Annotated in this window: 11 protein-coding genes and 1 pseudogene; 5 read left to right on the forward strand and 7 right to left on the reverse strand. The window is 58.6% G+C overall.

Going from position 1 to position 13,208, the window contains the following annotated elements; genetic code table 11:
* The 5 genes and pseudogenes from AB4Z52_RS28520 to AB4Z52_RS28540 form a co-directional block, all read left to right on the forward strand.
* On the forward strand, positions 1-846 hold an 846-nt coding region (locus AB4Z52_RS28520), incomplete at its 5' end, for a zinc-binding dehydrogenase (RefSeq protein ID WP_442221249.1).
* 39 nt (positions 847-885) lie between these two features.
* Positions 886-2,457: a Re/Si-specific NAD(P)(+) transhydrogenase subunit alpha gene (locus tag AB4Z52_RS28525; protein ID WP_442221250.1), complete on the forward strand. Its 1,572-nt coding sequence runs from the start codon at positions 886-888 to the stop codon at positions 2,455-2,457.
* 19 nt (positions 2,458-2,476) lie between these two features.
* Positions 2,477-3,916, forward strand: a complete 1,440-nt coding sequence (locus AB4Z52_RS28530) for an NAD(P)(+) transhydrogenase (Re/Si-specific) subunit beta (protein ID WP_442221251.1) — start codon at positions 2,477-2,479, stop codon at positions 3,914-3,916.
* A gap of 498 nt (positions 3,917-4,414) precedes the next feature.
* Positions 4,415-5,450: pseudogene (locus AB4Z52_RS28535) on the forward strand (IS110 family transposase).
* 329 nt (positions 5,451-5,779) lie between these two features.
* Positions 5,780-6,612, forward strand: a protein-coding gene (locus AB4Z52_RS28540; RefSeq protein ID WP_442221252.1) for an IS5 family transposase whose coding sequence is annotated in 2 segments (ribosomal slippage) — positions 5,780-6,209 and positions 6,209-6,612 — 834 coding nt in all. Because the reading frame shifts where the segments join, the coding sequence is not laid out codon by codon here.
* 408 nt (positions 6,613-7,020) lie between these two features.
* Here the strand turns inward: AB4Z52_RS28540 and AB4Z52_RS28545 are convergent.
* The 7 genes from AB4Z52_RS28545 to AB4Z52_RS28575 all read right to left on the reverse strand — a co-directional run bounded on the left by AB4Z52_RS28545 (position 7,021) and on the right by AB4Z52_RS28575 (position 13,132).
* Positions 7,021-7,341, reverse strand: a complete 321-nt coding sequence (locus AB4Z52_RS28545; protein ID WP_442221253.1) for a 2Fe-2S iron-sulfur cluster-binding protein — start codon at positions 7,339-7,341, stop codon at positions 7,021-7,023.
* A gap of 34 nt (positions 7,342-7,375) precedes the next feature.
* On the reverse strand, positions 7,376-8,617 hold the full coding sequence (locus AB4Z52_RS28550; RefSeq protein ID WP_442221254.1) for an NAD(P)/FAD-dependent oxidoreductase: 1,242 nt from the start codon (positions 8,615-8,617) through the stop codon (positions 7,376-7,378).
* A gap of 4 nt (positions 8,618-8,621) precedes the next feature.
* On the reverse strand, positions 8,622-9,173 hold the full coding sequence (locus AB4Z52_RS28555) for a cupin domain-containing protein (RefSeq protein ID WP_442221255.1): 552 nt from the start codon (positions 9,171-9,173) through the stop codon (positions 8,622-8,624).
* Complete coding sequence (locus AB4Z52_RS28560) at positions 9,166-9,834, reverse strand: 4-carboxy-4-hydroxy-2-oxoadipate aldolase/oxaloacetate decarboxylase (RefSeq protein WP_442221256.1); 669 nt, start codon at positions 9,832-9,834, stop codon at positions 9,166-9,168. Before AB4Z52_RS28560 ends, AB4Z52_RS28555 begins: the two co-directional genes overlap by 8 nt.
* A gap of 121 nt (positions 9,835-9,955) precedes the next feature.
* On the reverse strand, positions 9,956-10,885 hold the full coding sequence (locus AB4Z52_RS28565) for an ABC transporter substrate-binding protein (RefSeq protein ID WP_442221257.1): 930 nt from the start codon (positions 10,883-10,885) through the stop codon (positions 9,956-9,958).
* 31 nt (positions 10,886-10,916) lie between these two features.
* Positions 10,917-11,942, reverse strand: coding sequence for an amidohydrolase family protein (locus AB4Z52_RS28570; RefSeq protein ID WP_442221258.1), 1,026 nt, complete (start codon positions 11,940-11,942; stop codon positions 10,917-10,919).
* Complete coding sequence (locus AB4Z52_RS28575) at positions 11,942-13,132, reverse strand: cytochrome P450 (RefSeq protein WP_442221259.1); 1,191 nt, start codon at positions 13,130-13,132, stop codon at positions 11,942-11,944. Before AB4Z52_RS28575 ends, AB4Z52_RS28570 begins: the two co-directional genes overlap by 1 nt.
* Positions 13,133-13,208: the final 76 nt, after the last annotated feature.

A 13,208-nucleotide genomic window follows, 5' to 3' on the forward strand; every position in this document is an offset into this window, starting at 1 on the left:
TGCCCCTCCTGCCTGTCGCGCAAGACCAACCTGTGCACCGCCATTCGTTCGACCCAGGGTCAGGGCGTCATGCCCGACGGCACCTCGCGCTTTTCGATCGGCAAGGACAAGATCCACCACTATATGGGCTGCTCGACCTTTGCCAATTACACCGTTCTGCCGGAGATCGCCGTTGCCAAGGTCAACCCGGACGCGCCGTTCGACAAGATCTGCTACATCGGCTGCGGCGTCACCACCGGGATCGGCGCCGTCATCAATACTGCCAAAGTCGAGATGGGGGCGACGGCGATCGTCTTCGGTCTCGGCGGTATCGGCCTCAATGTCATTCAGGGGCTGCAGCTTGCCGGCGCCGACATGATCATCGGCGTCGATCTCAACAACGACAAGAAGGCCTGGGGCGAGCGCTTCGGCATGACGCATTTCGTCAACCCGAAGGACGTCGGCGACGACATCGTTGCCTATCTCGTCAACATGACCAAGCGCGGTGCCGATCAGATCGGCGGGGCTGACTATACCTTCGACTGCACGGGCAACACCAAGGTGATGCGCCAGGCGCTGGAAGCCTCGCATCGCGGCTGGGGCAAGTCCGTCGTCATCGGCGTTGCCGGCGCCGGCCAGGAGATTTCGACCCGCCCGTTCCAGCTCGTCACCGGCCGCACCTGGATGGGCACCGCCTTTGGTGGGGCGCGCGGCCGCACCGACGTGCCGAAGATCGTCGACTGGTACATGGAAGGCAAGATCCAGATCGACCCGATGATTACCCATACGATGCCGCTGGAGGACATCAACAAGGGGTTCGAACTGATGCACTCCGGCGAAAGCGTCCGTGGCGTCGTGCTCTTCTGACAGGACCACGTCGACAGCATCTGATAGGAGGAGAGTGAATTGTATATCGGCGTTCCTAAGGAAACGGCCACGGGAGAGGCGCGCGTTGCGATGACGCCAGATAGCGCTCTCCAGCTGCAGAAACTTGGCTATGATTGCTTGATCGAGGCGGGAGCGGGCAAAGCCGCCGGCTTTACGGACGATGCTTATCGTGCCGCTGGCGTGACGGTGCTTGATGGCGCCGAGGCTTTGTTTGCGACGGCCGATGTCATCGCCAAGGTCCGCCCGCCGCAGAGCGCGCAAGTCGATCGACTTTCTCCCGGTAAGACGCTGATATCTTTCTTCTACCCGGCCCAGAACATGGACTTGCTCGAACAGGCCAAGTCGAAGGGTGTCAATATTATCGCCATGGATATGGTGCCGCGCATCAGCCGTGCTCAGAAGATGGATGCACTGTCGTCGATGGCCAACATTGCCGGCTATCGCGCCATGATCGAGGCCGGCAACAATTTCGGCCGCTTCTTCACCGGTCAGGTGACGGCTGCCGGCAAGGTGCCGCCTGCCAAGGTGCTTGTGATCGGAGCCGGCGTTGCCGGTCTTGCTGCCATCGGCACGGCGACGTCGCTCGGTGCGATCACCTATGCCTTCGATGTTCGTCCTGAGGTGGCCGAGCAGATCGAGTCGATGGGCGCACAGTTCGTCTTTCTCGAATTCGACGCGAGCCAGGATGGTGCTGCGACCGGTGGCTATGCTGCTCCCTCATCGCCTCAGTTCCGTGAAAAACAGCTTGCCAAGTTTCGCGAGCTGGCGCCTGAGATCGACATCGTCATCACAACGGCGTTAATCCCGGGTCGCGATGCGCCGAAGCTGTGGCTGGCCGATATTGTTGCTGCAATGAAGCCGGGTTCAGTTGTGATCGACCTGGCTGCCGAGCGCGGTGGCAACTGCGATCTGACGGTGGCCGACCAGAAGATCGTTTCGGAAAACGGCGTGACGATTGTCGGCTATACCGACTTCCCAAGCCGCATGGCGGCCCAGGCCTCGACGCTTTATTCGACCAATATCCGCCACATGATGACGGACCTGACGCCGGCCAAGGATGGGGCTGTCGTTCACAACATGGAAGACGATGTCATCCGTGGTGCGACCGTCACGTTCCAGGGCGATATTACCTTCCCGCCGCCACCGCCCAAAGTACAGGCGATCGCGCCAGCCAAGCCCAAGGAAAAGGTGAAGGAACTCACGCCGGAAGAAAAGCGCGCCAAGGACATTGCCGCGTTCAAGGTGCAGACCCGCAATCAGTTTGGCCTGCTGGTGGTGTCGACCGCTCTGCTTCTGGTCGCCGGCGCCTATGCGCCGGCAAGCTTCATGAGCCACTTCATCGTCTTTGTTCTTTCCTGCTTCATCGGCTTCTCGGTCATCTGGAACGTCAGCCATTCTTTGCACACGCCGCTGATGGCAGTGACAAATGCCATTTCCGGTATCGTGATCCTGGGCGCGCTGCTGCAAGTCGGCTCCAGCAACCGGCTGGTGGTGATCCTGGCGGCTTTGTCGGTGCTGATCGCGACGGTCAATATCGTAGGTGGCTTTCTCGTAACACGACGCATGCTTGCCATGTTCCAGAAGTCCTGATCGGGTAGGGGAAAACACTATGACAATTGGTATCGTCTCTGCGGCCTATATCGCCGCTGCAGTTCTCTTCGTCCTCGCGCTCGGCGGTCTGTCCGATCAAGAAAGCGCAAAGCGGGCCGTCTGGTACGGTATTGTCGGCATGGCGCTTGCCGTCTTTGCCACGGTCTTTGGCCCAGGCGTCGGCAACTGGATCATCATCCTGGTGATGATCGCCGGTGGCTCGGTGATGGGCTACTATGTCGCTGCCCGCGTGCAGATGACGGAAATGCCGCAGCTGGTGGCGGCCCTTCATTCCTTCGTCGGCCTTGCGGCCGTGTGCATCGGCTTCAATGCCGTACTGGAACTCGGCATTGTCCTGGCGCTGAAGGCGGCTGGCGGTGATCTCAACACGCTGGCTGGCTTTGCCGAAAAGCTTGCCCACAAGGACGCGGCCGAGATCGCTCTCCTCAAGGTTGAAGTGTTCCTTGGCGTCTTCATCGGTGCGGTCACCTTTACCGGCTCGGTCATTGCCTTCGGCAAGCTGGCCGGCAAGGTCGACGGCAAGGCGAAGAAGCTGCCCGGCGGGCACATGCTCAACGCCGGCTCGGCGCTGCTGTCGGTGATCCTGTTGATCGTGTTTCTCAATGGTGCGGGCATCTCGTCGCTGATCCTGATGACGCTGCTTGCTTTCTTCATCGGCTACCATCTGATCATGGGCATTGGTGGCGCCGACATGCCGGTGGTCGTCTCGATGCTCAACAGCTATTCCGGCTGGGCGGCGGCGGCCATCGGCTTCACGCTCGGCAACGATCTGCTGATTGTCACCGGCGCGCTGGTCGGCTCCTCGGGCGCAATCCTCTCCTACATCATGTGCAAGGCAATGAACCGTTCCTTCATCTCGGTCATTCTCGGAGGTTTCGGCACGACCACTGGCCCTGCCATGGCGATCACCGGCGAGCAGATCGCGATCGATGGCGAGGGTGTGGCAAACGCGCTCAACGAAGCCGATAGCGTTGTGATCGTGCCGGGTTACGGCATGGCGGTCGCCCAGGCACAGCAAGCGGTCTCGGAACTGACCCGCAAGCTGCGGGCGGCCGGCAAGACCGTGCGCTTCGCCATCCATCCGGTGGCCGGACGCCTGCCGGGTCATATGAATGTCCTGCTCGCCGAAGCCAGGGTTCCGTATGACATCGTCCTTGAAATGGACGAGATCAACCAAGACTTCGCCAACACGGACGTCGTGATCGTCATCGGCTCGAACGACATCGTCAATCCGGCGGCGGAAGAAGACCCGAACTCGCCGATCGCTGGTATGCCGGTTCTGCAGGTGTGGAAGGCCAAGCAGGTCTTTGTCTCCAAGCGCGGCCAGGGCACCGGCTATTCCGGCATCGAGAACCCGCTCTTCTACAAAGACAATACGCGGATGTTCTATGGCGATGCCAAAAGATCAGCCAACGAGCTTCTGGCGATGATCAAATAGAAGACCTACGTGCTGTATGAAGGGAGCAAGGCCGAACTCGCTTTCTCGACGATGCCGCTTCCTTCTTGTCCTACGGACATTGGTGAGATCAAGGCCAACATGCTTCAACGTTGATCTTGGACAAGGCGTTTCAATCGCCGCGGTCGCGATGATCAATGTCGGTTGAGCGCTGACACCATGAATTCTGACCTCGACATCGCGGCGCCGGCGTCGGCTGGATTGGGTCGCTTCGATTTCCACCGTATCGGCCGGCCTCGCTTCTCGCTGGGATGACTCGCGACGAAGAGATGTGGTCAGTCACGATATCGCCGCCCACGACTATCATCGGGGGCTTGGGAATACTGAGGCGACGGCCGCTGCGAAAGCGGCCTCTTAGAGCCTGACCGAAAAGATAGGGTAATCGGCTGAGAGCCTATCTTCAACCTGGTTAAGGTAACAGCACTTCGATGATAAACGTCTGACGCCATCAGCCACAATCATCTGAAAGGAAGTGCTGCCATGAAATACTATGCCGGTCTCGACGTTTCGGTGAAGGAGACGAGTGTGTGCATTGTCGACGAAAAGGGGAAAATCTGCCGGGAAAGAAAGGTGGTCAGCCACCCGGACGATCTTGTTTCATTTCTGAGCGATCCTCAATGGCATTTTGAAAGGGTCGGCCTTGAAGCCGGACCGTTATCCCAGTGGCTGTATGAGGGTCTGGCTAAGGCGGGGTTCCCTGCAATCTGCATCGAAACCCGGCATACTAAGGCTTTCCTCAAGGCCCAGCCGAACAAGACTGACCGTAACGATGCCCGTGGCATCGCACAGATGATGCGCGTCAATCTATTCAAGCCGGTACACGTGAAGACCCTGACGAGCCAGAAGCGGCGGGCTCTCTTGACGGCCCGAACGCTGCTGCAGGGGAAAGCTCTCGCAATCGAGAATGACATTCGCGGGCTGTTGCGGAACTTCGGCCTGAAGGTCGGGATGGTCGGGGCAGTCAAATTTGAAGATCGCATTCACGAACTGATCGAAGGGATGCCAGATATGGCGGAGATCGTGACGCCGCTACTTGCCGCACGACGCAAGTTGCGAGAGGAGTTCGAGAGATTAGACCACAAGGTTCGTGACGAAGCCAGGATCGATCCGGTTTGCCAGCGATTGATGACGGTGCCCGGCGTTGGCCCAATCGTGTCGCTGGCATACGCGGCGACAAATCGACATTCCGGCCCGATTCAGATCTTCGCGGGCGGTTGGAGCTGTTCTCGGATTGACGCCGATCCTCAACCAGTCGGGCGAGAGTAACCGCATAGGCCATGTCTCCCGTTGTGGCGACGGTATGCTGAGGACCCTTCTCTACGAGGCCGCACAGACTTTGCTAACACGGGTCGCGAGATGGTCCTGGCTGAAAGCCTGGGCAATGAATGTTGCCAAACGACGCGGCGCCCGTAAAGCTGTGGTAGCGCTGGCGCGTAGGCTCGCAGTCATCCTGCATCGGATATGGAGTGATGGAACCGAGTTCCGCTGGACACGAGAGGCAATGACTGCAGCATAAGCCTCGGCCTTCAAAGAGAATATAAAGTTCCGCCTCGCGGTGGAAAGACGTCCTTCGTGGACGATGAGTGATATGAGTTCGTACTCAACCATACTCGATGACTTGATCATCAGGGTGGCAAAAAGATTGAACCATATTATTCTCCTGACCCTATGGTGGGACGGCCTTAAAGCCGATCCCGGAGAGAAGAGAGGGCCACGAAAAGGCGTTGAACGCCGGAACGCGGAAAGCTCGATGTGCTTGATCTTGACCACGCCGATTAGAGAAGAGTTGAGTGAAATCAGTCATTTGTGATTCTGTTTGTTTGCTTAGGACGAACGGAGACCACAATGGGTTGGACTGATTTCACCCGTCGGCAATATGCCCGACGCACGAGCCGCTATGCAAGTGACCTGACGGATCGGGAATGGGGATTGATCTCGCCATTCCTACCTGGGCCAAGGCGTTTGGGCAGGCCGCGTAGCACCGATCTTCGCGAGGTCGTGAATGCGCTGCTTTACATTGCTTCGACGGGTTGTCAGTGGCGAATGCTGCCAAAGGACTTTCCACCGTTTACGACAGTTCAGGGCTATTTCTACGAATGGCGAGCGACGGGTTTATGGGGACGGATCAACCATCACCTTGTGATGGAGGCGCGCGAGCTGGAAGGGCGGCAAGACTCGCCGTCTGCTGGCGTGATCGACAGCCAGAGCGTCAAAACGACCGAAAGCGGCGGGATTGCGGGCTATGATGCGGGCAAGAAAATCAAGGGACGCAAGGTCACATCGTCGTCGATACGCTGGGATTGATGGTCGGCCTCATGGTTCATAGCGCTGATGTTCAGGATCGCGACGGCGCAGCCGCTGTCCTCAAATCCATTCTCAAGCGCTGGCCTTGGCTCAGACATATCTTCGCCGATGGCGGCTATGCCGGACCGAAGCTGAGGGGCGCGCTGCAAAAGATCGCTACCTTTACTCTCCAGATCGTCAAACGCACCGACAAGGCCAAGGGCTTCGAAGTCCTGCCGCGCCGTTGGGTCGTGGAGCGCACCTTCGCGTGGCTCGGCCGATGCCGACGATTGGCCAAGGATTGGGAGAAATCAATCGCTTCGGCTGGAACCTGGATCGTCATCGCCCACATCCGCATCCTGACCCGACGCCTCGCAAGATATTACGATTATTGAATTCTTTTCGAGTCCGGCTCTTAGACACCGGATGTGGGTCGATGACAGATCCCATGGAAAAGCGGGCGACGTCGGCCCGTCGAAATTCGCCCAGCTAGGGCCTTTTTTTTGGATGATCGGATGCTCTGCCATAATCGGTATGTCGCCAAGCTACGCTCAGCAATGCGGCGATCTCGGCTGCACGTGGCCCAGACCGTCGAAAGAGCAATCGGACGTCCGTCAGAGGTGGTGCCCAGCGAGTGACAGAGGACGTTCTTGGCAAGTCGCCGACCAGCGCAAAAGCTCGCCACGGGTGGGGATGTAAGCAGGCGAGCTTCTAGCTGAGGCGCACTCGGCAGGGAAAATTACTGTTGCCAGATAGACCCCACCGGAAAGATGCGGCATGAACGGCGAGTATCGTGCCGCGAACTAGTCCTCCGGAGCGATCCCCACGACAATGCCGTCCAGCGACTGGTCAAAAGGAATCTGGCAGGAGAGGCGGGAATTGTCCTGCCGATAGTCGGACCCTTCGAGCAATTCTCTCTCGTCGACCGAGGGCGTGGGCAAGACAGCACCCGGAGGAACGCTTTCGACGTAGATGTGACAGGTGGCGCAGGACAGACATCCGCCGCACATGGCAAGGAGCTCGTCGAATCCGGCGTTACGGATGTTTTCCATGATGGACATGGCGTTGCGGCCCTCGAACTGGTGGAGTTCGCCGTCGCGTGTGCGCAGTGAAATCGTAGCCATTGTGTTTCCGTGTTCTGTTTGGCGACCTCGGACGTCAATTCGTCTCGAAGGTCAATTCCTTGAGTTGTTTCGATATATTGGCCAGTTGAACGCTGCCCAGCTTCGCGTGAGCTTCAACGAGCTTGCGCCCTTGGACGTAGTCACGAGGAGAATTCACACAGTCGAGCGCGATCACAGCTCCTTTCTTCAGATAAACCAGACTGAAGCTGCGGCTTGCCGGCTCTCCGCGCACGACGGCGTCGTCGTAACCGAAATTGAGGCCGATCGTCTGAAGCTTGAGATCATACTGGTTCGACCAGAACCAGGGCAGGGCATCATAGGCTTTGAAGTTGCCGCAGATAGTTTTTGCGGCCGTCGTGGCCTGGTCGGTAGCGTTCTGCACGGACTCGATCCTGATACCGGGACCGTTGACGAGTTTCGCGCAGTCACCGACGCAATAGACATCCGGAAGCGACGTGCGGCAGTATTCGTCGACATCCACTCCGTTTCCACCTTGGGCGCCCGCGGCTAGAAGCGGCGCGGCAGAGGGGACGATTCCGATCCCGACCACCACAATGTCCGCGGCAAGGGGCTCGCCGGACTCCAAGAGAACGCCGTTTGCCCGGCCGTCGCGCTCCAAGATGGCTTTGACGCCACTGTTCAGCCGTATCTCCACGCCGTGGTTGCGATGCTCACGCTCGTAGAAGCGGGAAATCGGCTCTGCGGCCACACGGGCCAGCACGCGGTCAAGCGCTTCGACAAGGACGACATCCTTGCCGAGCTCCCGAAATACCGCCGCTGCTTCGAGGCCCACATAGCCGCCGCCAATGATTGCCACCTTGCTGACATCTGGAAGAACGGCCAGGAGCGCGTCACAGTCGGCCTTTGAGCGGATGTAGAATATTCCGGACAACGTGCTGCCGGGGCATGCAAGCTTTCGCGGCTCCCCACCCGCGGCCCAAACCAGGTACCGGTAGGAATATCGCGCGCCATTTTCCAAAGTGACCGTCTTTGCGAGTGGGTCAGCCGCGACGACGCGCCCGCCCAGCACGAGTTCCACGTTTCGCGAACTCCAGAAATCCTGCGGTCTCAGATGCATCCTCTCGAACGTCTTCTTCCCCGCCAGATATTCCTTCGACAAGGAAGGGCGGTCGTATGGCACCTCCGGTTCCGCACCGAGCAGGGCTATGCTTCCTTCGAAGCCGGCTTGACGAAGTGCGGCAGCCGTTTGGCAGCCGCCGTGTCCTGCGCCGACAATGATGCAATCGAAGCTGCCCTTAAGGACGTCCTGCGTCATGACATCACATCCTTTCAGCGCCGATGAGGACGAAGCACAGGGTGGCGGGCCTGTCGCTCTTGTTGCGCCAAGCGTGGCGGGTGCCGCACTGAATGGCGATATCTCCCTGCCTTAAAAGCGTCTCGGCGCCATCGTCGAGTTCCAGCCAGACTTCGCCGTCCAAGACAATGTCATAGTCGACAGTGTCGGTTCTGTGCATGCCGGGCGCATTCGCTTCAAAGGCTTCGATCAGACCGGGTATATGCACGGCCTGCTCGTCTAAGGCTGCAGCCGGATCGACGGTCGCAAACACCGAGTCTGGCGGGAAGACGACCACCATCAGCTTGGTCTCTCCTGGTTCCGGCGGCACTCGTATCTGAGGTGGCGCCGTCTCGGCGTGATCCTGCGGCAGGCGAGGTTCCGACGCTGTAGCGTAGACCACAGACGTCATGTGTCCGGGGACAGATTTGTAGACGTGCGCATTCGGGGTTGGTCCATCGCTCACGAAAACCGACTTGCCGTCTCTCAATCCGGTGACCACCCGTCGCGGAATGCAAAGCTTTGCTTGCCTATTCATAAATGAGGCCTTTCGCTTTCAACTGAGGGCGCATGCTGTTGATGTCGAGACTGAGCTGGCCGGTTTCGTAGAGCGCGCGCTTTTCGTCCTCCATTGCCTGACGTTTTAGTGCCTTTTCCAAAACCGATGACGCCTCGCCACGCTTGACGACGCAAACTCCATCGTCGTCAGCGACGATGACATCACCTGGTTCGATCGCCGCGCCAGCGCAAACGACGGGTACCTGAACGTTGGCCAGCGTCTCCTTGACGGTGCCTTGTGCCGATATCGCTTTCGCCCAAACCGGGAAATTCATCGATCTGAGGTCGGCGACATCGCGGACGCCGGCGTCGATGACCAAACCAAGGATTCCGCGCGCCTTGCACGAGGTCGCGAGAAGGTCGCCAAAATATCCGTCGGTGCAAAGCGACGTGGGGGCGACGACCAGAATGTCGCCGGGCTGCGCCATTTCTATCGCGACGTGGATCATCCAGTTGTCGCCAGGGGGCACTTCGCATGTGACAGCGGTGCCCCCGATGCGTGCGCCGTCGATGATCGGGCGCAGGTTTGAGGCCAGCAGGCCCCTGCGTCCCTGTGCCTCATGGACTGTAGCGACGCCCAATTTTCCCAAAGCTTCGCACACTTCACGGTCGGTCCGTGCCGTCTTGGTAACGACTTTCACTAGCCTTCCTCCCGGGCGAGCCGAACGCTTCTCAATGGCCCGCCACTACAAATACCAGTTAGTATGCAAATTCCAGATAGAATGTCAATTGGAAGATTCTGATGCGCCCGCAAGCCGCAACTCAGCTTGCCGACTTTTGGCCGAGCGCGACATCCAGATAGGACCGGTCAAATACGCCCGCCGCGGTGCTCCTTGCCTGCTCGTCGAGAAGGTTCGCGCGGATCATGAGATCGACGGTGGTTTTGAGCGCTTCGCCTGGAATAGAGAGATCGGCGGGCCACATTCCCATGTCGCGCATATAACGAAGGCCACGCAGGGCAAGATCGGCGTTGTCTTTGGTCGTTATCCGCTGGAAGATTGGAAGTGTGATATCTTCTTTTGAAGGATCGTTGGTAACGGCATAGGCCTCGACCAAAGCCTGAAGAAAGCGGACGACGACGTCACGATTTTCTGCAAGCCAGCCCTTCCTTGCGATGATCGCGGCGAAAACGATCTGCGGGATGACGTCGTTGATTTCGCCGATGAGGTTGTAGCCTTCTTGCTCGGCAAGGAAATTCCAGGGGGCGGGCTGCGGGGCGCAGTCGATTTCTCCGGTTTGCAACGCCTCCCAACGCTTCGTGTGGATGCCTGCAAGTTCAAACTCGTAGTCGCCCGGATATTTGAGGCCCTCTCTTGCCAGGAGAAGCTGGGTGTAGATTGCCGTGCCTTCCGTCAGCGACGAAGTACCGACCTTTTTTCCCTTCAAGTCTTTGATCGACTTGATCAAGGGCTGCGCCACCAACGACATCGGAAGCCGGTTGGAATTCGACGCGATCACGCTGAGTTCCCCGCCACCGACGAAATTCGACACGGCTCCTTCCGGTGGCGTGATCGCGAGGTCGGCTTCTCCTTCGAGGACGGCGGTGGTCGCCTTGTCCACGGTGCCCATTTTCTTGTACTGGATGGACAGCCCGTGTTTGGCGAAAATTCCGTGCTCTTCGGCAACGAACACGGGAAGCCAATTGAAACCTTGTGCCCCGCCAGCAAGGCTAAGCTCTGTCGTCGATGTCATGTGGATTCCTCTCTGAGGATGATGGACCTGGTCACAGGTTACGGTCTTGCAGTCTCTTGTGAAGCAACGGGTAGACGCGCCTTGCATTGCCTTCAAAGACGGCGTGTCTTTCAGGCTCGCTGAGGCCCAACTGATCGATGTATCTTTTGGTGTCGTCGAATGGGTGCCCGGTCTCGGGATCGATCGCTTTTACCGCTCCGAGCAGCTCTGAGCCGAACAGGATGTTCTTGTTGTCGACAACCCGGAACAGCGTGTCGATCCCGGCCTGGTGGTACACGCAAGTATCGAAGAACAGGTTGTTCATCAGATGCTCGTCCAGACCCGGTTTTTCGAGCATGATGGAGAGCCCTCGGTAACGGCCCCAATGATATGGCGCGGCACCACCGCCGTGCGGAATGATCAGCTTGAGCTTGGGATGTCGCTCGAACAGGTCACCCTGGATGAGCTGCATGAATACGGCTGTGTCAGCATTGATGTAGTGCGCACCCGTTGTGTGTAGGCAAGGTTCGCAGGAGCCCGAAACATGGATCATCGCCGGCACTTCAAGCGCGATCATGGCTGTCCAGAGCGGATCCCACCATTCGTCGTATATCGGCGGCGCGCTCCATCGCCCGCCAGATGGATCAGGGTTAAGATTGCACCCTACGAAGCCGTTTTCCACGCAGCGCTCAAGTTCTGCAATGACCGGCGAAAGATCGCCGTCCACCGTTTGCGGAAGCTGGCAAACGGCGGCGAAGTTATCCGGGAACATCTCGACAATGCGTTGAATGTTGTCGTTCGAGATACGCGCCCATTCCTCAGCGATTGCGACCCCAGGGACATGGTGGCCCATTCCCGATGCGCGTGGACTTAGCAACGTCACATGAGAACCGCGCTCCTTCTGGATCGCCAATTGGTTCGCTTCAATGATCTCATGGAGCTCTCTGTCTGGAATTGGGCTGTAGATAGGACGTTCCGCTGACCTAGCCTCCGCGAACGCCACCTGAGACCTGCGGAACGTGTGGTGTTCCGCAGGCTCTGATGTGAAGTGGCCGTGGCAGTCGATGATCAGGGCCATCACGCATCCCACTTCGCAGGAAGATCGGACACCCCTCGAAACCGCCAGCCCTTAGCTTTGATCTCCTTTGCAGGATCGAGCCGAAGGTTCGCCAATTGCGAGAAAACCTCCTCGAGCGCGATCTCGCCCATCGTACGGGAAAGGAAATGACCCGAACAGAAGTGGGGACGGAACCCGAACGAAAGGTGCTGTTTCTTCTTGCGGAACATGTCGAATTGGTCGGCATTTTCAAACCGTGTTTCGTCGCGGTTTGCCGAGCCCATAACAATGGCGACTGAAGAGCCCTTCGGGATCACCGTCCCGGCGAGTTCGAACTCCTCTCTGGCCACACGCGGAGTGACGCCGATGGGAGCGATCCAGCGCAAGCCCTCATCAAAAGCACGCATCGCGTTTTCGCGGGGCGCGTCTACCATGATCTTGCTCTGGTCCGGGTTCGATAGCAGTCCGGCGCAGGCGTTCGCAGCTGCATGACCCGGCTCTTGCAGACCGCCGAGGATGATCACCCGCATCGTCGGCGAAATCTCCTTCCAGGAGCGGACCTCTCCCTTCGGCATTCCGCCGTACATCACATGGCTAAGAAGCGAGTTATTGGGCTTGGAAAGGCAAGCCTGGTAGAGATCGCCCATCTGTTTATCAATGTCGGCGAGCGCCTCGTCCAGGCGTGTCCAGACCGCCGGATCGTTGCTGACGTTCTGCAGGCCCAAGGCCATGGCATGAAACCACTCGACCAAGGTCTCGTTCGGCGTTTCCGTAAGGCCGATGACGTCGCCGATGCAGCGCACGGAGATCGGCTCGAAGAGCTCCGCTGTAAGGTTCGCCTCGCTCTTCTGCTTGATACTATCGATATAGCGCTGCACGACCGGACGCGTGAGACCCTCGACGAACGAGCGCACGCGTTCCTGTGTGAGGTTTGAATCGATACCTTCTCGAAGGCACGTATGTTCGTTGCCCGACATCGTCAGGACATTCGGCATGCCCATCACTCGGGCTTCCGGTCGATCTGCGGATCCCGATGGTCCGAAAATCTTATCGTTTCCACCGACCGTTCGGCAATCGTCGAAGCGGGTGATGAAATACTCTTTGGTGCCCTCGAAGAAGGTCACGGGCTCTTCCCGGCGCAACCTCTCATAAACCGGATACGGATCTCTGTAGAGATTTTCCCCGGTTAGTTCCGTATACTTGTCCGCCATATTTTCCTCCCTTTGCCTGCCTGCGCAGGCGGTCTGTGACGGCGATCGCCACCGTCTCCATTACGGTGGCGACCGC

It is taken from the genome of Rhizobium sp. 2YAF20 (genome assembly GCF_052114685.1).
GTDB lineage: Bacteria > Pseudomonadota > Alphaproteobacteria > Rhizobiales > Rhizobiaceae > Rhizobium.

Coding starts and splice junctions, on each gene's coding strand:
- AB4Z52_RS28565 (WP_442221257.1), bottom strand. CDS start 10,885: ATGACATCGACGACAGAGCTTAGCCTTGCTGGCGGGGCACAAGGTTTC.
- AB4Z52_RS28530 (WP_442221251.1), top strand. CDS start 2,477: ATGACAATTGGTATCGTCTCTGCGGCCTATATCGCCGCTGCAGTTCTC.
- AB4Z52_RS28570 (WP_442221258.1), bottom strand. CDS start 11,942: ATGGCCCTGATCATCGACTGCCACGGCCACTTCACATCAGAGCCTGCG.
- AB4Z52_RS28575 (WP_442221259.1), bottom strand. CDS start 13,132: ATGGCGGACAAGTATACGGAACTAACCGGGGAAAATCTCTACAGAGAT.
- AB4Z52_RS28555 (WP_442221255.1), bottom strand. CDS start 9,173: ATGAATAGGCAAGCAAAGCTTTGCATTCCGCGACGGGTGGTCACCGGA.
- AB4Z52_RS28550 (WP_442221254.1), bottom strand. CDS start 8,617: ATGACGCAGGACGTCCTTAAGGGCAGCTTCGATTGCATCATTGTCGGC.
- AB4Z52_RS28545 (WP_442221253.1), bottom strand. CDS start 7,341: ATGGCTACGATTTCACTGCGCACACGCGACGGCGAACTCCACCAGTTC.